This is a genomic window from Myceligenerans xiligouense, from assembly GCF_003814695.1.
GTDB classification, from domain to species: domain Bacteria; phylum Actinomycetota; class Actinomycetes; order Actinomycetales; family Cellulomonadaceae; genus Myceligenerans; species Myceligenerans xiligouense.
The window spans coordinates 2,784,828-2,808,694 of record NZ_RKQZ01000001.1; the positions used below are offsets into that span (position 1 = coordinate 2,784,828).

Annotated in this window: 21 protein-coding genes and 1 riboswitch; of the genes, 7 read left to right on the forward strand and 14 right to left on the reverse strand. The window is 73.4% G+C overall.

Annotated elements, in window-relative coordinates:
• Both EDD34_RS12105 and EDD34_RS20660 read right to left on the reverse strand, forming a co-directional pair.
• Positions 1 to 882: an AAA family ATPase gene (locus EDD34_RS12105; protein ID WP_123814796.1), complete on the reverse strand. Its 882-nt coding sequence runs from the start codon at positions 880 to 882 to the stop codon at positions 1 to 3.
• A gap of 138 nt (positions 883 to 1,020) precedes the next feature.
• Positions 1,021 to 1,272: a hypothetical protein gene (locus EDD34_RS20660; protein ID WP_170177062.1), complete on the reverse strand. Its 252-nt coding sequence runs from the start codon at positions 1,270 to 1,272 to the stop codon at positions 1,021 to 1,023.
• A gap of 168 nt (positions 1,273 to 1,440) precedes the next feature.
• Here EDD34_RS20660 and EDD34_RS12115 point away from each other — a divergent pair, with 168 nt between their 5' ends.
• Complete coding sequence (locus EDD34_RS12115; RefSeq protein ID WP_123814797.1) at positions 1,441 to 4,713, forward strand: TIR domain-containing protein; 3,273 nt, start codon at positions 1,441 to 1,443, stop codon at positions 4,711 to 4,713.
• Positions 4,714 to 4,725: 12 nt separating this feature from the next.
• Here EDD34_RS12115 and EDD34_RS12120 read toward each other — a convergent pair whose 3' ends face one another.
• The 4 genes from EDD34_RS12120 to thiO all read right to left on the reverse strand — a co-directional run bounded on the left by EDD34_RS12120 (position 4,726) and on the right by thiO (position 8,187).
• Positions 4,726 to 5,934 carry a ThiF family adenylyltransferase gene (locus EDD34_RS12120; RefSeq protein ID WP_123814798.1) on the reverse strand — a complete coding sequence of 403 codons (1,209 nt, stop codon included), beginning with the start codon at positions 5,932 to 5,934 and terminating at the stop codon, positions 4,726 to 4,728.
• The gene (locus EDD34_RS12125; protein WP_425462352.1) at positions 5,931 to 6,749 is read right to left on the reverse strand and encodes a thiazole synthase; all 819 of its coding nucleotides are present in this window, start codon (positions 6,747 to 6,749) and stop codon (positions 5,931 to 5,933) included. The genes EDD34_RS12120 and EDD34_RS12125 overlap by 4 nt, the downstream gene beginning before the upstream one ends.
• On the reverse strand, positions 6,746 to 6,985 hold the full coding sequence (gene thiS / locus EDD34_RS12130) for a sulfur carrier protein ThiS (RefSeq protein ID WP_123814800.1): 240 nt from the start codon (positions 6,983 to 6,985) through the stop codon (positions 6,746 to 6,748). Before thiS ends, EDD34_RS12125 begins: the two co-directional genes overlap by 4 nt.
• The gene (gene thiO, locus EDD34_RS12135) at positions 6,982 to 8,187 is read right to left on the reverse strand and encodes a glycine oxidase ThiO (protein WP_123814801.1); all 1,206 of its coding nucleotides are present in this window, start codon (positions 8,185 to 8,187) and stop codon (positions 6,982 to 6,984) included. The genes thiS and thiO overlap by 4 nt, the downstream gene beginning before the upstream one ends.
• Positions 8,177 to 8,279: riboswitch (TPP riboswitch) on the reverse strand. (Overlaps the previous gene by 11 nt.)
• A gap of 68 nt (positions 8,280 to 8,347) precedes the next feature.
• On the opposite strand from thiO, the gene thiE reads away from it, so the two are divergent.
• A complete protein-coding gene (gene thiE / locus EDD34_RS12140; RefSeq protein ID WP_123814802.1) occupies positions 8,348 to 9,001 on the forward strand; it encodes a thiamine phosphate synthase in 654 nt (217 codons plus the stop codon).
• 9 nt (positions 9,002 to 9,010) lie between these two features.
• On the opposite strand, the gene EDD34_RS12145 is transcribed toward thiE, so the two are convergent.
• The 8 genes from EDD34_RS12145 to EDD34_RS12180 all read right to left on the reverse strand — a co-directional run bounded on the left by EDD34_RS12145 (position 9,011) and on the right by EDD34_RS12180 (position 18,325).
• Entirely contained in the window at positions 9,011 to 9,220 is a 210-nt protein-coding gene (locus tag EDD34_RS12145) for an EF-hand domain-containing protein (RefSeq protein ID WP_170177063.1), read from the reverse strand.
• Positions 9,221 to 9,271: 51 nt separating this feature from the next.
• Positions 9,272 to 10,642 (reverse strand): aldehyde dehydrogenase family protein, encoded by a 1,371-nt coding sequence (locus EDD34_RS12150; protein WP_123814804.1) that lies wholly within the window; start codon positions 10,640 to 10,642, stop codon positions 9,272 to 9,274.
• 10 nt (positions 10,643 to 10,652) lie between these two features.
• Entirely contained in the window at positions 10,653 to 11,927 is a 1,275-nt protein-coding gene (doeA, locus tag EDD34_RS12155; protein ID WP_123814805.1) for an ectoine hydrolase, read from the reverse strand.
• Between the two features lie 61 nt (positions 11,928 to 11,988).
• Positions 11,989 to 13,236 carry an aspartate aminotransferase family protein gene (locus EDD34_RS12160; RefSeq protein WP_123814806.1) on the reverse strand — a complete coding sequence of 416 codons (1,248 nt, stop codon included), beginning with the start codon at positions 13,234 to 13,236 and terminating at the stop codon, positions 11,989 to 11,991.
• A 135-nt stretch (positions 13,237 to 13,371) separates the two neighbouring features.
• Positions 13,372 to 14,157 (reverse strand): NUDIX hydrolase, encoded by a 786-nt coding sequence (locus EDD34_RS12165; protein ID WP_123814807.1) that lies wholly within the window; start codon positions 14,155 to 14,157, stop codon positions 13,372 to 13,374.
• A gap of 34 nt (positions 14,158 to 14,191) precedes the next feature.
• Complete coding sequence (gene glpK, locus EDD34_RS12170) at positions 14,192 to 15,706, reverse strand: glycerol kinase GlpK (protein ID WP_123814808.1); 1,515 nt, start codon at positions 15,704 to 15,706, stop codon at positions 14,192 to 14,194.
• Between the two features lie 44 nt (positions 15,707 to 15,750).
• Complete coding sequence (locus EDD34_RS12175) at positions 15,751 to 16,488, reverse strand: MIP/aquaporin family protein (protein WP_123814809.1); 738 nt, start codon at positions 16,486 to 16,488, stop codon at positions 15,751 to 15,753.
• A 91-nt stretch (positions 16,489 to 16,579) separates the two neighbouring features.
• Positions 16,580 to 18,325 carry a glycerol-3-phosphate dehydrogenase/oxidase gene (locus tag EDD34_RS12180; protein ID WP_123814810.1) on the reverse strand — a complete coding sequence of 582 codons (1,746 nt, stop codon included), beginning with the start codon at positions 18,323 to 18,325 and terminating at the stop codon, positions 16,580 to 16,582.
• Between the two features lie 182 nt (positions 18,326 to 18,507).
• Between EDD34_RS12180 and EDD34_RS12185 the strand changes: the two genes are divergently transcribed.
• From EDD34_RS12185 to EDD34_RS12205, 5 genes are all read left to right on the forward strand, one after another.
• Positions 18,508 to 19,497, forward strand: a complete 990-nt coding sequence (locus EDD34_RS12185) for a sugar-binding transcriptional regulator (protein WP_123814811.1) — start codon at positions 18,508 to 18,510, stop codon at positions 19,495 to 19,497.
• Between the two features lie 156 nt (positions 19,498 to 19,653).
• The gene (locus EDD34_RS12190) at positions 19,654 to 20,673 is read left to right on the forward strand and encodes a LacI family DNA-binding transcriptional regulator (protein ID WP_123814812.1); all 1,020 of its coding nucleotides are present in this window, start codon (positions 19,654 to 19,656) and stop codon (positions 20,671 to 20,673) included.
• Between the two features lie 109 nt (positions 20,674 to 20,782).
• Complete coding sequence (locus EDD34_RS12195; protein WP_123814813.1) at positions 20,783 to 22,045, forward strand: sugar ABC transporter substrate-binding protein; 1,263 nt, start codon at positions 20,783 to 20,785, stop codon at positions 22,043 to 22,045.
• A gap of 14 nt (positions 22,046 to 22,059) precedes the next feature.
• Positions 22,060 to 23,025, forward strand: a complete 966-nt coding sequence (locus EDD34_RS12200; protein WP_123814814.1) for a carbohydrate ABC transporter permease — start codon at positions 22,060 to 22,062, stop codon at positions 23,023 to 23,025.
• Positions 23,022 to 23,849, forward strand: coding sequence for a carbohydrate ABC transporter permease (locus EDD34_RS12205; protein WP_123814815.1), 828 nt, complete (start codon positions 23,022 to 23,024; stop codon positions 23,847 to 23,849). Before EDD34_RS12200 ends, EDD34_RS12205 begins: the two co-directional genes overlap by 4 nt.
• The last annotated feature ends 18 nt before the right edge of the window (positions 23,850 to 23,867 follow it).

A 23,867-nucleotide genomic window follows, 5' to 3' on the forward strand; every position in this document is an offset into this window, starting at 1 on the left:
TCAGGCCGCCAGGATCCGGGTCAGCGCCTCGCGGGCGCGGACCGTGTCCTCGCGGTACTTCACCACGGCGCCGAGCGTGCGGGACGCCGCCTCGAGGTCGAGCGTCGCGGCACCGAGGCTTTCCAGGGCACGGGCCCAGTCGAGCGTCTCCGCGACGCCCGGCGGCTTGAGCAGCGGCTCCGCGCGCAGGCGCTGCACGCAGCCGGCGATCTGGCGGGCCAGCGTCTCGGCGACCTCGGGCAGGCGCGCCCGCACGATCGCGACCTCGCGCTCCAGGTCCGGGTGGTCGATCCAGTGGTACAGGCAGCGGCGCTTGAGGGCGTCGTGCAGCTCGCGCGTGCGGTTCGACGTGAGGACGACGGTGGGCGGCGTCGTCGCGCGGATCGTGCCGAGCTCGGGGATGGTGACCGTCCAGCCGGACAGGACCTCCAGGAGGAAGGCCTCGAACTCGTCGTCGGCGCGGTCGATCTCGTCCACCAGCAGGACGGACGGGGTGGTCCGCAGCGCCTGGAGCACGGGCCGGGCCAGGAGGAAGCGCTCGTCGAACAGGGAGCGCTCGGTGGTCTCGACCTCCAGGGCGTTCGTGTCCGACGACGCCGCCGCGGCCTCCAGCGTCCGCAGGTGCAGGATCTGACGGCCGAAGTCCCAGTCGTACAGGGCCTGGGTGGCGTCGATGCCCTCGTAGCACTGCAGCCGGATCAGGGGCGCGTCGGTGACCTGGGCCAGCGCCTCGGCGAGCGCGGTCTTGCCGGTGCCCGGCTCCCCCTCCAGGAGCAGCGGGCGCTCCATGGCCCGGGCGAGGTATGCGACGGTGGCGAGATCCTCGTCGGCGAGGTAGCCCGCCTCCCCCAGTGCCGCGGCGAGAGCCTCGGGTGAGTTCATCCGTTCAGGTTACGGGTGCCCCGGGGCGCCCGCGTCGCAGGCGGCGGCGGAGCACCCACCGGACGACGCCGGACGACGCCGGACATCGCCGGCCGGCTGACCGCGAGCGGCGCCCCGGCGTCGTCGGTGACGGTGAGGTCAGCTCTCGTCCTCCATGGAGTCCTCGCTCTCCATGTCCTCGTCCTCGGTCATCTCGTCGTCCGACATCTCGTCGTCCGACATCTCGTCGTCGGTCATCTCGTCGGTCATCTCGTCGGTCATTTCCTCCGTGCTCGTCGGCGACATGTCGTCCTCGGCGGGCTCGGAGTCGTTGCAGCCGGCCAGCAGGGTGGCGGCGGTGAGAGCGGACAGTGCGACGGCCGCGACACGGCGGCTCCGGGTGATCTTCATGCCACCGACGCTACGGCCTGACCGGCTCGAACGCCCCTTACGGCCTGGTTATGTGGTCCTTACGGAGATCTCACGCGGGCGGCACGCGCCGGGGCCCTCACCACCGCTTTTACCGGCACGGCGACCGATTCCCCTTATATCCTGTTTGCGATCGACCGAGGGAGCTCGATGCCGGATCCTGCCCCGACCACGCCGACCACCTCTCCCGCGCCGCCCCGCCGCAAGCACTACGACGCGTTCCTCTCCTACAGCCGCAGCGCCGAGGGCGACTTCGTCCCTCGGGTCCAGGCCATGCTGCGCGGCTTCGGCAAGGGTGCCGCGGGCCCGTCGGACGATCGCGACCTGCGTCTCTTCGTGGACCGTTCCGGCCTGGCCGCCCACCCCCACCTGTGGCTCGAGATCAAGAACTGCCTCGCCGCCTCCGACCGCCTCATCGTGTTCGCCTCCCCCGGCGCCGCCGCGTCCGAGTGGGTCGACAAGGAGGTCCGCTGGTGGCTCGCGGAACGCAGCATCCACACCGTCTACATCGCCCTGACCAGCGGCGAGATCGTCTTCGACCACGAAGCCGGCCGCATCGACGCCGCGGCCACCACCGCCCTGCCCCCGGCCCTGGTCGAACACCTCGACCGGGAGCCCCGGTGGGTCGACCTGCGAGGCCCGCGCCGCGACCCCGCACGCACCAACCACCCCGAGCTGCCCAACGCCCTCGCCGAGCTGGCCGCCCCGCTGCGCGGCGCCGCCAAGGAGGACGTGCTCAGCGCGCACATCACGGCGCAGCGCCACCTCAACCGCCGCGCCCGCGCGCTCACCTCGGCACTGTCGGTGCTGCTCGCGCTCTCGGTGGTGAACGGCGCCCTCGCGAGCCATTCCGCCGAGCGGGAGGCGGCGTCGTCGTACGAGAGCGACGCCCACCTGCTCGCCGCGGCGTCGCACGCGAGCCGCGCCGAGAACCCCGACGTCGCCCAGTACCTCGCGGCCGAGGCCTACCACCGCGCGCCGGGGACGCAGACCCGGCACGCCTTCCTCACCGCCACCCTCGACACCTCGCACGACGACCAGCACCTGCTGCGCACCGTCGACACGCCCGGTGTGACGGCCCTCGCCGCGACCGGCACCGGAACGGTCGGCCGGACGGCGACCGGCGGTCTGCTGCGCTGGAACCCCGACGACGGCGACCCGGAGATCCTGCCCGGCGCGAGCGTCACCCTCACCGAGCCCGACCCTCCCGCCGGCGGCACCGCCGTCGCCGGCAGCGAGGACGGGCGCGTGGTCGCGGCCGTCGACCCCGCCGGCGTCGTCCTCGGCCGGTTCCCCGGCGGCGAGGGCCCGCTGGCCGGCGACGGCGAGCTGGTGCGCCTCTACCGCCCGCTGCTCGACGTGGCCCACGACGAGCGGCTGGACCCCACGGGCGTCGCGGTCACCCCGGCCGGCGACGCCCTCCTGGTCACCTACGAGACTCGCGGCACCTGCCCCGGCGGGGCCGCCCACCAGGTCCTGCGCATCGCGCTGACCGGCCCCGACGGCGACCTCGACCTGCGTGACGTCGCCGCTCGGGCGCACGCCTTCTTCAAGAGCCCGGCCTCCCGCTGCACCGCCGACCCGGGCACCGGCGCCCCCGTCCGCGCCGTCGCCGTGGACGTCGCGGCCGCCGCGTTGCGGGTCGACGGCAGCCGCCGGGTGATCGTCGCCGATCCGCGCACCGGCGAGTCCCGGACACTGCGCCTCGACACCTTCGCGCCCTCCCCCGGGACGCCGGGCCAGGCCCCGGAGGGCACGGTCCCCGCACCGTCGCTCGTCACCTGGGCCGGACTGGCCGGCGCGGGCACCACCACCCGCGTGACCCTCCACCACCCGATGACGCGGGCCGGCGACGGGACCCCGGACACCATGTCGTGTCCCGTCCCCCACGGCTGGGACGGCTCGGAGCTGGCCGCGGTCGACGACGCCGGGCAACGTGCCCTCGTGCGCACCGGCGACGGGCTCGTCGCCTGCACCGCTCCCCGGGACATGCTCTGGCCACGGACCCGGACCTGGCACCTGACCGGCGCGGGCCCGGACGCCCTCGCCGTGCTCGCGCCCGACGACCGCGTGGTCGCGGCCGACGGGGAGACGCTCTCCCTGTGGCGCACCACGCGGGAGAGCAGCGACATGGACTTCCCGACGGGCGCCGCCCAGGACCCGGCGGCGGCGCCCGTCGTGGCCTCCCGCTCGGGCGACCGGCTGCCGGAGCACGCGGCCACGACCGCCCTCTCGTGGCCGGACGGCACCGTCCAGGTCCACGAGAAGGGCACCATCGAGGTTCCCGGCCTGGACGACGGCGAGCGCCTGCTCCCGGTGTGGCTCCTGCCGTCGGCCGAGACGGCACGCACCACGCAACGCGACGACGGCGACCTGCTGCTTCTCGCGCCGGACGGCCGGGCATGGATCAGCGGCACCGACACGCTGCGGCCCGGGCCGGGCGGCACGCTCGCCCCGCCGGCGGCTCCGCTGGCAGGCTTCCGCGACCTGCTGCGCGACGCCCACACCGCGTTCACCACCACGTGGGAGAACGGTGGCTGTCTGCCCCGCCGGCTGGAGGATCCCGACTCGGTCTGTCCCGTGCTGGTCAGCGCGCACCGGGCGCCGGACCACCTGGTGCTCGTGGACTCGACGGGCGGGGTCTACCTCGTCGATCCGGACCTGACCGGTACCGCCCGCTACATTCCCGACGAGCTCGGGATCGGCGACCCGATCGCCCCGCCGTGGGACGAGCGGGGTCGCGTGTCCGTGGACGACGGCGGCCACTGGCTCGCGGTCGCCCCGCGGGGCCGGTCGCTGCGGGTCCTCGATCTCACGAACCCTGTGCCCACCTGGGACGTGCGCGGCGGGGCGATGGCGCAGGTGCACCTGGTCCCCGCGCTGTGGGAGGGCGAGGACGCGCTGCCGCGGCTGGTCACGCTGGCGGAGGACGGCTCCGTCCGCACGGGAGCCGTCGCGGAGGACGGCCCGCTCCTGCCCCTCCTGTCCCCCGGTTCCCACGGCGCGGTGCTGGCGGTGCTGGCGGAGCCCGGGCTGGTGGTGCGGAACGAGGGCCGGATGCTGGCGCTGTTCGACATCCGCTCCGGCGCCCGGGTCGGGACGATCGCGACCAGCTTGCGGGCGGCCGGGGACGAGCCCGATCCGGGCACCGTGCACGCCGCTCACGGGCGGCTCCTGCTGGTGCAGGAGCACGGGGTCACCATCAGCCGCGCGCTCGACAAGGGCGAGGACACGATGTTGCGGCAGGCGTGCGTCTCGGCCGCGCCGGCGCTCACCCCCGAGGACCTGGCCCGCCTGGGCGTCCGTCACCCCACGCCGCGCTGCCGCATCGTCCACACGGAGGGCCTGCCGGCGTTCACGGACCCGGGTCTCCTCCTGCCCGAGGCCCGGCTCGCGCCGCTTCCCTTCCCGCCGGGCCCGTAGGCACCGCGGCCGCTACGCCCGGGCCGGACGTTCGGCCGCCCAGCGCCGCATGCCGCCCTCGACCGACCGGGCGTCGATCCCCGACGCGCGGAGCGTCGCCGCGACCCGCGCGGAGCGGACTCCTGACGCGCACAGCACGTGCACCGTGCCGCCGCCCGCCCAGTCGGCGACGTCGCGCACGACGGGGCCGGTGTCCGGACCGGTGAACGTCCCCGACGGGACCACCCGGGCACCCGGGAAGGGGTCGAGCTGCGACTCCCAGGTCTCCCGCACGTCGAGCACCGGCGTGCCGGCGTCGCTCGCGCGCGCCGCGGCCAGCTCCGCCACCGAGGCCTCGGCCGGGCGCGGCGCGGCGCCGCCGCCCACCCCGCAGAACGTGGCGTACGGGTCCGCGCCGTCGTCCCCGGCCTCCAGGAGCGCCGTGACCGGTGCGCGGTCCGGGTCGGGCCGCACCGTGAGCGTCCGCCACGTGCCCTCCAGGGCGTCATGGACGGCGAGCCGCCCGAGCAGCGGGCGTCCGGCGCCCGTGATCAGCTTGATCGCCTCGGTCGCCATGACGGTGCCGACCGTGCCGCACACGGCGCCGAGGACCCCGGCGGTCGCGCAGTCGGGCGACGCGCCGGGCGGCGGCGGGACCGGGAACACGTCGCGGTAGGTCACTCCCTCCCGGCCGGCGGCGCCGCCGTGCTCGCGAGGCGTGGCCCAGAACGTGGCGACCTGGCCGGTGAACCGGTGCAGCGCGCCCCACACGCACGGCAGGCCGAGGATCTCCGCGGCGTCGGAGACCAGGTAGCGGGTGGCGAACGCGTCCGACCCGTCCAGCACGAGGTCGTGGCCGGCCAGCACGTCGAGGGCGTTGTGGCGGGTGAGGCGCTCACGATGCTCGACGACGTGGACGTGCGGGTTCACCTCGCGCACCGTCGCGGCGGCCGAGGCCGTCTTGGCCCGGCCCACGTCGCCCTGCCCGTGGATCACCTGCCGCTGCAGGTTGGACGTCTCGACGACGTCGTCGTCCACGACGCCGATCGTGCCGACGCCCGCCGCCGCCAGGTACAGCAGCGCGGGGCTGCCGAGCCCGCCCGCGCCCACGACGAGCACGCGCGCGGCGCGGAGCCGTCGCTGCCCGTCCGTCCCGATCCCGGGCAGCGCGAGGTGCCGCGCGTACCGCGCCAGTTCGTCCCGCCCGAGCTCCGGGCCCGGCTCCACCAGCGGCGCCGTCACAGGGCCAGGTCCAGGTTGACCGCCACCCGGCCGTCCGTCGGGGACGAGGCCAGGGCGTGTTCGCGCCGGGGCGTGCGGCCCGCGTGGGCGGCGTCGTACCCGGCCTGGACCGCGAGCCGCATCGCGCGTGCCATGCGCGCCGGGTCGGCCGCGCGGGTCACGGCGGTGGCGAGCAGGACGCCGTCGCAGCCGAGCTCCATCGCGAGCGCCGCGTCCGACGCCGTCCCGATCCCGGCGTCGAGGATCACGGGGACGGGCGACGCGGCGGCGATCGCCTCGATGTTGCGCGGGTTGGCGATGCCGAGCCCGGAGCCGATCGGCGACCCGAGGGGCATCACCGCCGCGCAGCCGGCGTCGGCCAGGTGGCGGGCGGTGACGGGGTCGTCGTTGGTGTAGGGCAGGACGGTGAATCCGTCGTCGACGAGGATGCGGGCGGCCTCGACGGTGCCGGCCGGGTCGGGCAGCAGGGTGACGTCGTCGGCGATGACCTCCAGTTTGATCCAGTCGGTGCCGCACGCCTCCCGGGCGAGCTGTGCGGTGAGGACGGCCTCCCGCACGGTGAAGCAGCCGGCCGTGTTGGGCAGGGCGCGGATGCCGAGGCGTTCCAGCATGGCCCAGACGGAGGTGTCGCCGGCCGCGGCTCCGGGCGCGGGCCGCGCCACGCGCCGCATGGCGACGGTGGTCAGTTCCGTGCCCGACGCCGTCAGCGCGTCCGCGAGCGCCAGCAGGCTCGCGGCGCCCCCGGTGCCCATGACGAGCCGGGAGCCGAGCGGGGTGCCGGCGATGGTGAGGGGGTTCGCGGTGGTCATGGTCATCCTCCCTGCACGGCGGTGACGACCTCGACCCGCATGCCGGGCCGGATCTCGGTGCGGTCCCAGGCGCCGCGCGGTACGACGGCGTCGTCCACGGCGACGGCGACGCCCTGCGGCACGCCGTCGACCACCACCTCCGGTACGAGGCGCGCGACGAGCTCGGTCACGGGGACGGGCCCGTCGAGGGGGTAGGGCTCGCCGTTCACGACGGCGGTCTGTTCGGTCGGCACGGTGGTCATGCGGATGCTCCTCGGGGGCTGGGTCCGGCCGGTGCGGTGCGTGGCGGCGGCGCGGCGCGGGTGCGCAGGTGGGTGTCCAGGGTGGCGGCCGTGTGCGGGGCCAGGAGGATGCCGCTGCGGTAGTGGCCGGTGGCCAGGATCAGGCCGGGGGCGGCCTCGCCGAGCAGCGGGGCGTTGTCCGGGGATCCGGGGCGTGAGCGGGTGGTGGTCTCGACGAGGTCGGCCTCGTCGAGGGCGGGCAGGAGCGCGCGGGCGTCGCGCAGCAGGGCGAACACGTCGCCGGCGCGGGTGCGGGTGGTGGCGGCGCGCTCGTCGGAGGTGGCGCCGACGACGATCTCCCGGCGGCCGCCGGGACGGGCGCGGCGCGGGACCACGTAGACGGGCCGGCCCTGGACGGTGCCGCGCACGACGGTGGAGGGGCCGGTGTCGGCCGCCGCTTCCAGCCGGAGCGTGGTTCCCGGGACGGGCCGGGTGGGGGCGCCGCCGTACAGCGTGGCGCTGGCGTACCCGGCGGCGAGGACGACGACGCCGGGGCGACCCTGACCATCGCCCGTGCCGCCGCTCCCGACCGCGGTCGCCCGAGTTCTCCACACCGTCCCGGTGTCGTCGATCGCGCCGGTCACGGCGCCGGCTTCCCAGGTCAGCGCGGTGACGGTGCGCTCCACGACGCGTGCGCGCGGATGGCCCCGCACCACGTCGAGCAGGGCACGCCGCACGGCGCGCGGGTCGACCTGGTGGTCGCCGGGGATCCACGCGGCGGCAGACACGCGCGGACCGAGGGACGGCTCCCGGTCCCGCGCCTCGGCCGGCGAGATCTCCCAGGTCTCCAGGCCCAGCTCACGGTGCAGCGCGAGGCGGCGGCGCAGCAGGGCGGCGTCGTCGGCGTCGAAGGCGACGGCGAGCGTTCCGGTCGCGTCGGGTCCGAGGGTCCCCGGTGCGAGCCCGGCGGCCCGTTCCAGCCCGGCGGCGTACTCCGGCCAGAGCCGCCCGGACTCCGCGCCGATCCGCGCGAGGCGCTCCTCCCCGAACTCGGCCTCCATGGCGGGCCCGAGCATTCCGGCGGCGGCGTGGGTGGCGCCGTCACCGGGGGCGGGGTCGAGGACGGTGACCCGCGCCCCGGCCACGAGCGCGCGCCAGGCGGCGGTCAGCCCGATGATTCCCGCACCCACGACCACGACGTCCGGCGCACGGCGGTGCTCCATGGTTGCTCCCTTCGCCGGCATGACCCGGATCAGGTTCGACGGTCGGCGCTTCTGCGCCCTCTCAGCCCTTCGGGGCTCCCGTGCATGTCGTGAGCAACCATAACCCCCGCGTCCGGCTGCCGGTCCCGCCGTCCGGCCGGCGCGCCTACACTGCGGTCCCGTGGACCCACGCACCCGGCTCGCCGACGCCCGCCTCTACCTGTGCACCGACGCCCGCGAGGCCGAGGGTGATCTCGAGGCGTTCCTGCACCGGGTGCTCTCGGGCGGGGTCGACGTCGTGCAGCTGCGCGACAAGACGCTGGACGCGGCGCGGGAGCTGGAGCTGCACGCGCTGGTCGCGCGGGTGGCGGCGGAGCACGGCGCGCTGTGGGCCGTCAACGACCGGGCCGACATCGCGGGCCTGGCCGGCGCGCCCGTGGTGCACATGGGGCAGGACGACCTCGCTCCGGGCGACGTGCGCACCCTCCTGGGCGAGGTTCCGGTCCTCGGCCGCTCCACCCACGCGTTCGGCGAGGCGATGGCCGCCGAGGCGGACGCCCGTGTCGACTACTTCTGTGTCGGCCCGCTCTGGGCCACCCCGACGAAGCCGGGCCGCCCGGCCGTCGGCCTGGATCTCCTGCGGGAAGTCGCGGCGACGGGCCCGGCGACCCCGTGGTTCGCCATCGGCGGCATCGACGACGACGGCCCGGGTCCCACTCGCCTCGACCAGGTCCTGGAGGCGGGCGCCACCCGCGTCGTCGTCGTCCGCGCGATCACCCGGGCGGACGACCCGGAAAAGGCGGCGGCGAACCTCCGCCGCCGCCTCACCACCTGACCGGGCCGGCTAACCGTTCCAGGCCGTGGTGAACTCCTCGAGGTTGATCTTGCCGTCACCGTCGGCGTCGGCGTTCACGAAGATCGAGGTGAGGTCGTCGTTCGTGACCTCCTCGCCGCGCCCGCCCATCGCCTGGCGGAACTCGTCGACGGTGATGTGGCCGTCGTCGTCGGCGTCGAACTCGTGGAACGTGGCGGTCAGCTCGTCATCGGCGGTCACGGGAAGCCCTCCTGAAATTTCCGACTTGCTCGGTCTGGAGCAGGCTACCGGTCACTCCCGCTTCGGCCCCACCCACACCTGCTGGGCGTTGACGAACTCGCGGATGCCGTGCGGGCCCAGCTCGCGGCCGTAGCCCGAGCGCTTGATCCCGCCGCTCGGCAGCCGCGGGTCGGTCTTCACGATCCCGTTGACCGCGACCTGGCCCGCCTCGATCCGGGCCGCCAGGGCCTCCCCGCGCCCGGGCGCCGACCACACGCTCGCCGCCAGCCCGTACTCGGTGCGGTTGGCGACGGCCAGCGCGTGGTCCGCGTCGTCGGCCCGCATCACCACCATGACCGGCCCGAAGGTCTCCTCCCGGCACGCCGTCATCCCCTCGGTGACGTCCGCCAGCAGCGTGACCGGGTAGAAGAACCCGTCACCGGCGGGCATCGTCCCGCCGAGCAGCAGGCGCGCGCCCGCGGCCGCGGTCTCGGTCACCTGCCGGTGCAGGGTGTCCCGCAGGTCGGCCCGGGCGATCGGCCCCACCTGCGTGCCCGCGTCCCACGGGTCGCCGACCACGAGCTTCTCGAGCCGCCGCTGCAGCTTCTCCACCATCTGGTCGTAGACCGGCGCCTCGACGATGATCCGCTTGGCCGCGATGCACGACTGTCCCGCGTTGATGATCCGCGACAGGGTGATGACGTCGGCCGCCTCGTCCAGGTCGGCGTCGGCCAGCACCAGGCACGGGTCGCTGCCGCCGAGCTCCAGCACGGCCGGCTTGATCTCGCTCGCGGCGGCCCCCGCCACGGCCGCTCCCCCGCGCGCCGACCCCGTGAACGACACCGCCCGCACCCGCGGGTCCCGGATCACGCCCTCGACGGCGGGCGTCTCCAGGGGCAGGTTCGCGAACACGCCCTCGGGAACGCCCGCCGCCGCGAGGGCCTCCGCGATGGCCCGCGCGCAGCCGGGCACGTGCGGGTCGTGCTTCATGACGCACGTGTTGCCGGCCATGAGCGCCGGCGCCGCGAAGCGTGCCGCCAGCCAGAACGGCGCGTTCCACGGCAGCACGCCCAGGACCGTCCCGAGCGGCAGGTACTGCACGTAGCTGCGCGTCGCGTCGGACTCCAGCACCTCGTCGGCCAGGTACCGCGCCGCGTGGGCGGCGTAGTGCTCGAAGCACCACGCCGCCTTCGCGACCTCGCCGTGCGCCTCGGTGATCGGCTTGCCCATCTCCCGCGTCATCAGCGGCGCGAGCTCGTCGGTGTGCTCGCGCAGGTAGGCGCCCACGGCGGTGAGCACCTCCGCGCGCCGCGCGATCTCGACGTCGCGCCAGGCGGGCCAGGCGGCCTCCGCGGCCCCCAGCACGGCGTCGACCTGCTCGGGACCGGCCGGTTCCAGCTCGGTCACGACCTGTCCGGTGCTCGGATCGATGGCAGTCAGCATGCGGACCTCCTCACGCGATCTCTGCGACGTCGGGGCGGATCGGGGTGGGGGCCTCGACGTCGTCCGTGACGACGACGGTCGAGGACTCCGGGACGACGGCGGACGCGGGCGCGGCCGCGTGCTCCGGCTTGCACACGAAGTCCTCGTCCAGCGTGTAGAACGACTCGCAGCCGTCGGCCGTCACGTGGATGGTGTCGGAGATGCCGACGGTCTTGTCGCCGTCGACCCCCCACATCCACGGCAGGATGTGGAACGTCATGCCCTCGCGCAGGATGGCCGGGTTCCCCTGGTTGAGGCTCAGGATGTAGCCCTCGTCCCAGCTCGGGGGGAAGGCGATGCCGATCGAGTAGCCGGACCGGGTGATGAGGCGCGCGCCCACCCGGTTGTCCGAGATGATGTTGCGCACGATGTTGTCGGCGTCGGACACCGTCAGTCCCGGCCGGATCGCCGCCTTCACCTCCTTCAGGGCGAGCTTCATGAGGTCCTGCGCCATGAGCATCGACTCGGACGGCTCATCGAGGACGACGGTGCGCATCATCGCCGTGTGGTAGCGCCGGAAACAGCCGCCCACCTCCAGGAACACGTGCTCGCCCGGCTGGACGTGGCGGCCCTCCCAGGTCGCGTGCCCGATCATGCTCCGCGGGCCCGAGACCACGTACGGCATCACGGCCGGCGGCTCTCCCCCGGCGCGGAACATGGCGGCGCTGATCTCCGCACCGATCTCGTTCTCCGTCACCCCGGCCGCGCACGCCTCGATCCCGGCCCGCATCCCGGCCTCCGTGGCGCGGGCCGCCCTGGCCATGATCCCGATCTCCGCGGCCGACTTGGTGATGCGCCCCTCCTCCACGATGCCGAAGCAGTCGAGCAGGCGGCCCTCGGCGAACGCGGTGTGGATGTAGTCCTGGTGGTAGGCGGGGAAGAAGTAGCTGTTCCGTTCGTACCCGACGTCCTTGGTGTGCAGGCCGAACTCCCGCAGCGCCTGCACGAGGCCCTGGATCGCGTCCCCGGTGTCCGGGTAGGGCCGGGTCAGCTCGACCCAGGTGCGCGCGTGGACGTTGGACTCCTCCAACGCGCGCGTGATCATGAAGGGCTCGAGCTCCAGGGGCACCACCAGCGCCTGGAAGAAGGAGTACCCCGTGGTCTGGTAGTCCGTCAGGTACAGGAGGTTCTCGGGGTCCGTGATCACGACCGCGTCCAGCAGCCGGTCCGCCATGCGGGCGCGCAGCTCCGCCAAGCGCCTCTGGTACTCCTCGAACGGGAACGTCATGTCGTCGCGCTGTCTCATCTTCAGGGCCTCCCTTCGTCAGTGCTGTGATTCACCTCGTCGTGCGTCAGGTCTTCTCGGCTCAGGCGGTGGCCCGCACCGCGGAGGCGAGGATCTCCAGGCCCTCCGTCAGGTCGTCGTCGGGGATCGTCAGGGGCGGGATCAGCTTCAGCACCCGGCCGCCGGTACCGCACGGGCAGACGAGCAGGCCGGCCTCGAAGCACGCCGTCGTCACGGCCTTGGCCAGGGCGCCGTCGCCCAGGTCGAGAGCCTGGATCATGCCGCGGCCGCGCACCTCGAACCCGCGGCCCGCCGCGTCCCGGACGATCGCGCCCAGAGCCTCGGCCATGACCTCGCCCCGGGCGCGCACCCGCGCCATGAACGCGTCGTCGTCGAAGTACGTGAGCGCCTCCCGGCCCGCCACGAACGACAGGCCCTGGCCGCGGAACGTGCCGGTGTGCTCGCCCGGCGACCAGCGTGCGTCGTGCTCGGGCTTGACGAGGTTCATCGCGAGCGGCGTCCCGAAGCCGCCGATGCCCTTGGCGAGGCACACGATGTCGGGATCCAGGTCCATGCCGTCGAAGCTGAAGTAGCTGCCCGTCCGCCCGCAGCCCACCTGGATGTCGTCGATGACGAACAGGGCGTCGACGTCCCGGGCGAGCTGCTGCACGGCCCGCAGCCACTCCCCGCTCGCCACGTTGACACCGCCCTCGGCCTGGATGGTCTCCACCACGAAGGCGGCCGGGGGCACGAGCCCGCTGGAGCTGTCGGCCAGCAGCGCCCGGTAGTCGTCGAGCGCCCGCATCCCGCCGCCCGGCGCGGTCTCGAACGGCAGGCGGACCACGTGCTCGAGCGGGACGCCGGCGGCGGCCCGGAAGTAGTCGTTCGCGGTCAGCGCGAGCGAGCCCAGGGTCATGCCGTGGAACCCGTGCGTGAACGCGACGACGTCACGCCGCCCCGTGACCCGCCGGGCCAGCTTGAGGGCGGCCTCGACGGCGTTGCTGCCCGTGGGACCCATGAACTGCATGCGCATCGCCATGCCCCGGGGACCCAGGATCTTCTCGGCGAATCCCTCCAGGAAATCGCGTTTGGCCGTCGTCGCCATGTCGAGGCTGTGCACGACGCCGTCCGCCTCGAGAAAAGCGATGACCGCCCGTTTCATGCGGTCGTTGTTGTGCCCGAAGTTCAGCACGCCCGCACCGGCGAAGAAGTCGATGTAGCTCCTACCGGATTCGTCGACCTGCCGGGCGTTCGACGCCGAGGTGAACACCGTGGGCCACATCCTGCTGTAGCCCCGGATCTCTGACTCCCACTTCTCGAAGACCTCCATGGCCAAGACTTAGTTTCTCCCCCCGCTCCCCGTCAAGGAATTCGACGCGAATTTTCCGCGGGAGTGCGTCGGGGAAACCCGTCTGTAACCGCCATCGCCCGATTCGAGAACGATGTCCGCCAATGGGAGCCCGCTTCACGGGATGGCGATCTCGCGGTCACCGACGACGGCGACCATCCGCTCCCCCCGGCGGACCAGCATGGGCCGGATCGGCACGGCGACCCGGTCCGCCGTCGCCGCCAGCACCGCGGCGACGTCGTCGAACCCGGTGAGGTCGGTGAGCGCCAGCCAGGTGGGCGGCATGAGGCGCGCGGCCCCGGCCGCGTGCTCGCCCAGGATGTCGGCCGGGTACCACCAGCGCGCCTCGACCGCCTCGGTGGTGCGGGCGTCGGCCGCCTGCCCGGCCGGGAGCGCCGCGACGAAGAACGCGGCGTCGTAGCGCCGGGGCTCCTGCTCGGGCGTGACCCAGCGGGCCCACGGGTGCAGCAGGTCCGCGCGCAGGGCGAGACCGGCGCCGTCGAGCACCTCGGCCAGCGTGCGCGTCCGGTCGGTCAGCGCGGCGCGGGCCGCGCGCCGTGCCGCGTCGTCGAACCGGTCCGCGGGCCCGGCGAGCAGCACGCCGCACTCCTCGAACGTCTCCCGCACCGCCGCGCCCACGAAGCCGGCGGCCTCGCCGGGCGGGCACGAGAAGCGGCGCCCCCACTCCTCGGGCCCGGGGCCGTCGACGCGGGCCGGCCGGACCGCGTCCCCCGGGTCGACGGCACCGCCGGGAAACACGGTCATCCCGGCGGCGAACGCCATCGTCGGCACCCTGCGCTGCAGGAACACCTGCAGCGGGGCGCGCTCACCGGAGGGGTCGGGCCGGTCGCGCACCAGGATCACGGTGGCGGCGGCCCGGGGCACGGCAGGAGTGGTGTTCACCCGGGCAACCTAGCGCGGACCGGCCGGCACGACGTCAGCGGACGTCTTCGTCGACCCAGTCGAAGGTCTTGGTCACCGCCTTCTTCCAGTTGCGGTACAGGCGCTCGCGCTCGTCCTGCCCCAGCGCCGGGGACCAGCGGCCGCCCTCGGCCCAGTTGGCCTCGACGTCGGCCTCGCCGTTCCAGAAGCCGACGGCGATGCCCGCCGCGTAGGCGGCGCCGAGGGCCGTCGTCTCCGCGACCCGGGGACGGACGACGTCGACGCCGAGCTGGTCGGCCTGGAACTGCATGAGCAGCTCGTTGGCGACCATGCCGCCGTCGACCCTCAGCTCGGTGAGCTCCACCCCGGAGTCGGCGCGCATGGCGTCCATGACCTCGCGGGTCTGGTACGCGGTCGCCTCCAGGGCCGCGCGGGCGATGTGGTTGCGGTTCACGTACCGCGTGAGGCCCACCAGGGCACCTCGGGCGTCCGGGCGCCAGTACGGCGCGAACAGGCCGGAGAACGCGGGCACGAAGTACGCGCCGCCGTTGTCCTCGACCTTGCCCGCCAGGTACTCGACGTCGGGGGCGTCGCTGAACAGTCCGAGGTTGTCGCGCAGCCACTGCACGAGCGACCCGGTCACGGCGATAGACCCCTCCAGCGCGTACACCGCGTCGGCCTCGCCGATCTTGTAGCAGACGGTGGTGAGCAGGCCGTTCTTCGACGGGATCTTCTCGGTGCCGGTGTTGAGCAGCATGAAGTTGCCCGTGCCGTAGGTGTTCTTGGCGGTGCCCACCTCGAAGCACGCCTGGCCGAACGTCGCCGCCTGCTGGTCGCCGAGGATGCCGGCGATCGGCACGCCCGGCACCATCCCCTGGGGCCGCCCGTGTCCGTACACCTCCGACGAGGACCGGATCTCGGGCAGCATCGACATCGGGATGCCCATGTCCGCGGCGATGTCCTCGCGCCAGGACAGCGTGTCCAGGTCCATGAGCATGGTGCGCGACGCGTTCGTCACGTCCGTGACGTGCACACCGCCGCCGACGCCGCCGGTCATGTTCCACAGCACCCAGGCGTCCGTGTTGCCGAACAGGAGGTCGCCGCGCTCGGCGGCCTCGCGCGCGCCGTCGACGTTGTCGAGGATCCACTTCACCTTGGGTCCGGAGAAGTAGGTGGCGAGGGGCAGGCCCACGACGCTCTTGTACCGGTCGGGCCCGGTGGCGCCGCCGAGCTCGTCCACGATCGCCTGGGTGCGGGTGTCCTGCCAGACGATCGCGTTGTAGACGGGCTTGCCGGTGTTCTTGTCCCAGACGACGGTGGTCTCACGCTGGTTCGTGATGCCCACGGCCGCCAGGTCCGCGTGGTTGATGTTCGCGCGGGTCAGGGCGATCCCCACGACCTGCCGCGTGTTGTCCCAGATCTGCTCCGGGTTGTGCTCCACCCAGCCGGGCTGCGGGAAGATCTGGTCGTGCTCCAGCTGCCCGGTCGAGACGATGGTCCCGGCGTGGTCGAACACGATGGCCCGGGAGCTCGTGGTGCCCTGGTCGATGGCGAGGACGTAGTCAGGCATGGTTCTCCGATCACTTCGTTGTGCGTAGGGGCTTGTGGGGATGCTCAAAAGGCTACGACGGGGGCGAGCAGGCCGGCGAGGACACCGCCGACGAGCGGGCCGACCACGGGAACCCAGGCGTAGGACCAGTCGCTGCTGCCCTTGCCCCGGATGGGCAGCAGCGCGTGCGCGATCCGCGGCCCGAGGTCACGGGCCGGGTTGATGGCGTACCCCGTGGGGCCACCGAGGCTCGCGCCGATCCCGAGCACCAGCAGCGCCACGGCCAGCGGGCCCATGTCGCCGGGCCAGTTCGCGAACGACAGCACCACGAACACCAGCACGAACGTGCCGATGATCTCGGTCACCAGGTTCCAGCCGTACGACCGGATCTCCGGGCCGGTGGAGAACACCGCCAGCTTGGCCGCCCCGGGAGCCTCCTGGTCGAAGTGCCGCTTGTAGGCGAGATACGTGAGGACGGCACCGAGGAACGCGCCCGCCATCTGTCCCGCGATGTAGATCGCCGCGTTGGCGGCCGTCGCCGGGATACCGGGGCCGAACTCCTCGGCCCCGCTCGCGATCAGGCCGACGGTGACGGCAGGGTTGATGTGCGCGCCGCTCTTGAAGGCGACGAACACGCCGGCGAACACGGCCAGGCCCCAGCCGAAGTTGATGAGGAGCCAGCTCGCGCCGACTCCCACCCCCTTGGTCCGGGGCAGGATCGCGTTGGCGACGACGCTGCAGCCGAGCAGCAGGAGCATCATCGTCCCGAGCATCTCGGTGACGAACAGCTGGATGGTCGACATGGGTTGGTACCACCTCTCGTTGACATCGTTGTCGGTCGGTGTGCCGGGGCGACACCGGGGATCGGACGGAGCGGTTCGCTCTCAGGATGGGTCAGGTGCGCAGCGCGCGCATCGGGGCGACGTCCTCCGCACGGCGCCGGACGGCGGCGGCCGCGGCGTCGTCCGGTTCGGCGGCGGCCGCGGCCTCCCACCGGACCCGCTCGGTGTACGACTCGATCTCCGCGGCCCGGGTGGCGTCGTCCCAGCCGAGCAGGGGGGCGACGACGTCCGCGATCTCGTCGACGGCGGCGAGGGCGCCCTCGGGCACCTCGTAGACGAGGCGGGTGCGGTGCGCCAGCACGTCCTCCAGGTGGATCGCACCCTCGTGGCTCACGGCATGGTGCACCTCGGCGCGCAGGTAGGCCGGGGCCTCCTCGAGCGGCCGGGCGAGCGACGGGTCCGCCTCGCACAGCTCGACGATCTCGAAGAGGTTCGCGCCGTAGCGGTGCAGCAGGTGGTCCACCATCGCCGCGGTCCACCCGTGGCGCCGCGCCCAGGCGGGGGCGTCGCACCGCGCGGCGTCCAGGCCGTCGGCGCCGAGCAGCGGGATCTCGTGCGTGATGCTGGGCCGGGCCGCGGCGTCGTCCCCGATCGCGAAGTCGACGGCGTCCTTGGCCATCACGCGGTACGTGGTCAGCTTGCCGCCGGCGATCACCGTCAGGCCGGGCGTGGGCGAGGCGACCGTGTGCTCCCGGGAGACCTTCGCGGAGCTGGTGCCCTCCTTGGTCCCCGGCTGCAGCAGGGGCCGCAGCCCCGCGTACGTGCCGATGACGTCCTCGCGCCGCAGCGCGCACGACAGCACCGAGTTGGCCTGGTCGAGCACGTAGTCGATGTCGGCCGCCGTGGCCACGGGGTGGGTGGGGTCGAGTTCCCACGGCGTGTCCGTGGTGCCGAGGATCCAGTACCGGGACCAGGGAATGACGAACAGCACCGACACCGGCGTCTGCAGGATCAGGCCGACCTCACCGCGGATCCGGTCCCGGGGCACCACCACGTGGACGCCCTTCGACGCCAGCACCCGCAGCCCGCCCCGGTCCCCCGCGAGCGCCTCGGTGTCCTCGGTCCAGACCCCGGTGGCGTTGATGACGTGCCGGGCGCGGACGGTGATCTCGCGGCCGGTCTCCAGGTCCGTCACGACGGCGCCGTCCACGGCACCCTCGGTGTTCTTGGTGAGCGCGGTGACCTGGGTGCGTGAGGCGGCGTGCGCCCCGTGGCCGGCGGCGGTGCGGACGAGGGTGGCGACGAGCCGGGCGTCGTCGACGGACGCGTCCCAGTACTGGACGGCGCCGACGGCGGCGTCGTGGGCGAGGTCGGGGAACTTCTCGGCGAGACGGCGGCGCGTGAGGTGGCGGTGCCACGGCATGGCGCGGCGTCCGCGGCCGATGGTGGCGAGGGTGTCGTAGAGCGCGATGCCGGCCCCGACGTAGGCACGCTCCCAGAGCCGGTGCTCCAGCGGGTAGAGGAACGGCACGGGGCGCACGAGGTGCGGGGCGAGGTGCTTGAGGAGCAGGTCGCGCTCGGTGAGCGCCTCGCGGACCAGGTGGAAGTCGAGCATCTGCAGGTAGCGCAGGCCGCCGTGCACCAGCTTGCTGCTCCGGCCCGACGTGCCCGAGGCCCAGTCCTGCGCCTCGACCACCGCGGTGGACAGCCCGCGGGTGGCGGCGTCGAGAGCGATCCCGGCGCCGGTCACGCCACCGCCGATGACCAGGACGTCGAGTGCGGCGCCGGGGTGCGTGGAGCGCTCCAGCGCGGCGAGCGCCCGGGTCCGGGACTCCGTGGTGAGGCGGGTGGTGACCATACCGTTCCCTTCCGGTTGCTTTTCGCTTCGATGCACGGCGCTTGCTCCGGTGATTGCCGACGGCGGCGCTGGACCAACAGCACACCTCGCCAGGAACAGACGTGCAAGCTGTATGCACGAACGTGCAAGAATTGGGGGCCGTGCGCCCGTCCGACCGGCGCGCCGGACGAGGGGAGTCGGACATGCCGGACCGCGAGCAGGACCTGGTGACGGCCGCGACCATGTACTACCTGCAGGACGCGAAGATGGAGGCCATCGCCAAGCACCTGCACACGTCGCGGTCCACGGTGTCGCGCTTGCTCAAACGTGCACGCGAGGAGGGGGTCGTGGAGATCACGCTGCGCCCCGCGCACTCCCGGGCGCCGAGTCTGGGCCAGCACATCGCCACCACCTTCGGCGTGGCCGCGTACGTCGTCCCGGTCCCGGACACCGCGAGCCTGCCGGACCGCCTGGACCAGGTGGCCATGGCCACGGCGCGGCTGGTGGGCCGCTGGTTCGACTCCGAGATGGTGCTCGGGATCGCCTGGGGCACGACGCTCGCCGCCATCGCGGGCCACCTGCCGGGCAAACCCACGCGCGGCTCCGAGATCGTGCAGCTCAACGGCGCGGCCAACACGCGCACGTCCGGTGTCTCCTACGCGGGCGACCTCGTGGCCGGGTTCGGCGCGGCGTTCGACGCGCACGTGCACCACTTCCCCGTGCCGGCGTTCTTCGACTACGCCGCCACGAAGGAGGCGATGTGGCGGGAGCGCTCCGTGCGGCGCGTGCTCGACGCCCAGTCGCGGATCGACATCGCCCTCTTCTCGGTGGGCGCGGCGGTCTCCGGCGGCCTGCCCTCGCACGTGTACGCGGCCGGCTACCTGGAGCCGCGGGACAAGGAGGTGCTGCACGCGGAGGGCGTCGTGGGGGACGTGTGCACCGTGTTCCTCCGGGCCGACGGCAGCTACCAGGACATCCCGATCAACGCCCGCGCCACCGGCCCGACCCCGCGGCAGCTGCGCCGGATCCCCCGGCGGCTGTGCGCCGTCGCCGGCGACAACAAGGTGCCGGCGCTGCGGGCCGCCCTGGCCGCGGGCGTGGTCACCGATCTCGTGCTCGACGAGCGCACCGCCGCGCGCCTGATGCGGGGCGCGGCGCGCAAACCTGAAGCGAACCGGTTCGACCGATCCTGAGGCTCGCGATCCTGCGGATGGGAACCCGCCGGTCAGGCATTCCCTGGATTCCCGGGGATTCTTCTCGCCCAGGAGCTTGCGCCGTCGGCCCGTCGTGTGGTTGAGTGCGAACCGGTTCACAACCCGAACCGGTTCACATCGACGCAAGGAGGCGTAGTGGCCACCATCGGCGACGTCGCACGCATCGCGGGCGTGTCCCGCAGCACGGTGTCGTACGCGCTGTCGGGCAAGCGTGCGATCTCCGACCAGGCGCGCCGGCGGGTCGAGGCCGCCGTCCGCGAGCTCGGCTACACGCCGAACGCGGGCGCCCGGGCGCTGGCGACGTCGCAGACGATGGTGATCGGCCTGCTCGCCCGCTTCCTCGAGGACGAGTTCGCGCCCGCGATGCTCCAGTACATGCTGGGCGTCTCGAACACGGCCCGGGAGCTCGGCTACGACATCCTGCTCTCCACCGAGGAGGACGGCATGCGCGCCCTGCGGCGCATGAGCGACTCCCGGATGGTCGACGGCGTCGTCCTGCTCAACGTCGCCCACGAGGACGACCGGCTGCCCGTGCTCCGGTCCGCGCCCCAGCCGGGCGCGCTCGTCGGCCTGCCGGGCGACTGCACCGGGGTCGACGTCTTCGACCTCGACTTCGAGGAGACCGGCCGGCTCATGGTCGACCACCTGTACCGGCTCGGGCACCGCGAGCTGATCCTCGTCTCCCAGCCGGAGCACGTCGTCGAACGCGGCGGCGCCTACGTCTGGCGCCTGCAGGACTCCGCCCAGGAGGCCGCACGGGCACGCGGCGTCACCCTGCACGCGACGTTCGGCTCCTCCCGCCAGCCCGACATCGGCCGCGACCTGGCCGCAGTGCTCGACGCGCACCCCGGCGCCACGGGCCTGATCCTCAACAACGAGGCGGCCGCGGCCGCGCTGCCGAACGTGCTGCACGAGCGCGGGCTGGCCGCGCCCCGCGACCTGTCGGTGGTCGGCCGGTACTCGGAGGAGTTCGCCAGCACGTTCTCGCTGCACTACTCGGCGGTGGAGAGCGCACCGGACCGGCTCGGCCGCATGGCCGTGCGCCAGCTCGTGCGCCGGATCGAGGGCGAGATCCCGCCCGAGGACCCGTACGTGGTCCGGTTCGTCTCGCCCGAGCTCGTCGACCGCGGGAGCACGGGCGCACCGCCCGGCTGAGTCCCGCGCGCCCCGAGGGAGCACCCGCGCCCCGCGGCGCCAGCGTGTTAACGCTCACATAGTCACCCGGCACCCGGACCACGAGGTCCATGTTCAAGGAGGAACACCCATGCACCACCCCCAGCGCGGCATCGCCCGCCCGCTCGCCGCCGGACTCGCCACGATCGCCGTCGCCGGCGGGCTGGCCGCCTGCTCGGCCGGCGACGACACCCCCGGCGCGGACGCCGCCGGCGGCACCTACACCTGGTGGGACCCGTACCCCCAGCACGAGGAGGGCTCCGACTGGGCCGAGCGCGTCCAGGCCTGCGGCGAGGAGGCCGGGGTCACGATCGAGCGCACCGCCTACGACACCACCGCCCTGACGAACCAGGCACTGCTCGCGGCCCAGGAGGGCACGTCACCCGACGTGATCCTGCTCGACAACCCGGCGGTCTCCACCCTCGCCGACACCGGCATGCTCACCGGTGTCGCGGAACTCGGCCTGGACACGTCCGCCGTCGACGAGAACCTGCTGGCCGCCGGTGTCGTCGACGGCGAGACGTACGGCATCCCCATCGGCGCCAACACGCTCTCCCTCTACTACAACGCCGAGGTCCTCGACGACGCCGGCGTCGACCCCGCCTCGATCACCGACTGGGAGTCGCTCACCGCCGCCCTCGGCGACGTGACCGACGCCGGGCACAAGGGCATCACGTTCGCCGGCATCGGCACCGAGGAAGGCTCGTTCCAGTTCCTGCCCTGGTTCTGGGGCGCCGGCGCCGACCTGCGCGACCTCGACTCCCCCGAGGCCGTCGAGGCGCTCGAGCTGTGGACCGGCTGGCTGAACGACGGCTACGCGCCCGACTCGGTGATCAACAACTCCCAGAACACCGTGTGGGAGGAGTTCCTCACCGGCGACTTCGCGTTCGCGGAGAACGGCACATGGCAGGTGAACAGCGCGGCCGAGGCCGGCTTCGAGACCGGGCTCGTCCAGCTGCCCGCGCGCGACGGCGGCGTCGCGCCCGCCCCGACCGGCGGCGAGTTCATCGTCGCCCCCGTCCAGGCCGACACCGCGCGCTACGACGCGACCCGCCAGATCGTCGAGTGCATGACCACGCCCGAGGGCCTGGTGGAGACCGCGAACACGTTCGCGTACTACATCCCGCCCACGACGGAGGGGCAGGACGCCCTCCTGGAGGAGAACGCGGACCTCGGACCGTGGGTCGAGGCCGTGCGCAACGCGAAGGGCCGCACCAGCGACGACCTGGGCACCGACTACCCGAAGATCAGCGAGGCCCTCTGGACCGCCGTGCAGAACGCGCTGTCCGGAGCCCGGACGCCCGCCGACGCCCTGTCCAAGGCGCAGGCCGACGCCGAGGCCGCCACGAGCTGAGCGAGGACATCGTGATGACCACCACCGAGGCCCCGGCCGCGGCGGGCGCACCCCGGGTCACCGGGACCGCGCCACGGCGGCCGGGGCGCCGGGGCCGCCCGGCCGCCTCCCGGTGGGCCGCCGTCGGCTTCGCCGCACCGCTGCTCGTGTACCTGACCCTCTTCTACGCCTACCCGCTCCTGCGGAACGTCGACCTGAGCCTGCACGCCTACACGATCCGCGCGTTCGTGCAAGGCAACGCCGAGTTCGTCGGGTTCGACAAGTACGTCGAGGTGTTCACCTCGTCGACGTTCCCGACCGCCCTGTGGAACACCGCCGTCTTCACGGTCGCCTCGATCGTGTTCCAGTACGCCATCGGGCTGGCGCTCGCGGTGTTCTTCCGGTCCGGGTTCCGGCTGTCGAACCTCCTGCGGGCGATGTTCCTCGTGCCGTGGCTGCTCCCCCTCATCGTGTCGGCGTCGACCTGGGCGTGGATGCTCAGCAGCGAGAACGGCATCGTCAACTCCGTGCTCGGCGCGTTCGGCGTGCCGCAGATCAACTGGCTGACCTCGCCGGACACCGCCCTGCTCGCCGTCACCGTCGCGAACGTGTGGCTCGGTGTCCCCTTCAACCTGGTGATCCTGCACTCGGGCCTGCAGAGCATCCCCGAGGACGTGTACGAGGCGGCGTCGCTCGACGGCGCGGGGCCCTGGCGGCAGTTCTGGAGCGTGACGTTCCCCCTGCTGCGCCCGGTGTCGGCGATCACGCTGCTGCTCGGCCTCATCTACACGCTCAAGGTCGTGGACGTCATCTGGGTGATGACCACGGGCGGGCCCGCCGACGCCTCGACCACGCTCGCCATCTGGTCCTACCGCGAGGCGTTCGGCACCGGACAGCCGGACTTCTCCCCCGCGGCCGCCGTCGGCAACCTGCTGATCGTCATCGCCCTCGTGTTCGGGTTCCTGCACCTTCGGCTCCAGCGCCGTCAGGAGGACTCATGAGCCGCACGCCGTCACGAAGGACGGGGTGGAAGACCGCGCTGGGCGTGTTCTTCACCGCCGTCATGCTCTTCCCCGTCTACTGGATGTTCAACGTCTCCCTGACGCGCACGTCCGACCTGCGGGCCGACCCGCCGCACTGGTTCCCGTGGGCCCCCACCACGGAGGGCTACGAGGCGGTCCTCGCCCAGCAGCTGCCCGCGCTCGGGACCAGCCTCCTGGTGGGCCTCGGATGCGTGGCCCTGACGGTCGCCATCGCCGCCCCGGCCGGATACGCCATCGCGCAACTGCGGCTGCCCGGACGTGGCACGCTCAACTTCCTGCTGCTCGTGGCGCAGATGATCCCCGCCGTCGTGATGGCGATGGGCTTCTACGCGGCGTACGTGCGGCTCGGACTGCTCAACACCGTGGGCGGGCTCATCGTGGCCGACTCGACCATCGCCGTCCCGTTCGGCGTGCTCCTGTACACGGCGTTCATGGCCGGCATCCCGCGCGAGCTGCTGCAGGCCGCCCGGGTCGACGGCGCGAACGCCTGGCGCACGTTCGTCTCGGTGGTGCTGCCGCTGAGCCGCAACGCGACCCTCACGGTCTCGCTGTTCGCGTTCCTGTGGGCGTGGTCGGACTTCATCTTCGCCTCGACGCTCGACCGCAACGGCGACCTCGTCCCGATCACGCTCGGGATCTACCAGTACATCGGCAACAACACGACGCAGTGGAACGCGATCATGGCGACCGCCGTCGTCGCCTCCGTGCCGGCGGCGGTCCTGCTCGTCGTCGCGCAGCGCTTCGTGACGGCGGGCGTGACCGCCGGCGCCGTCAAGGACTGAAGAGGACCGAAAGGGCGA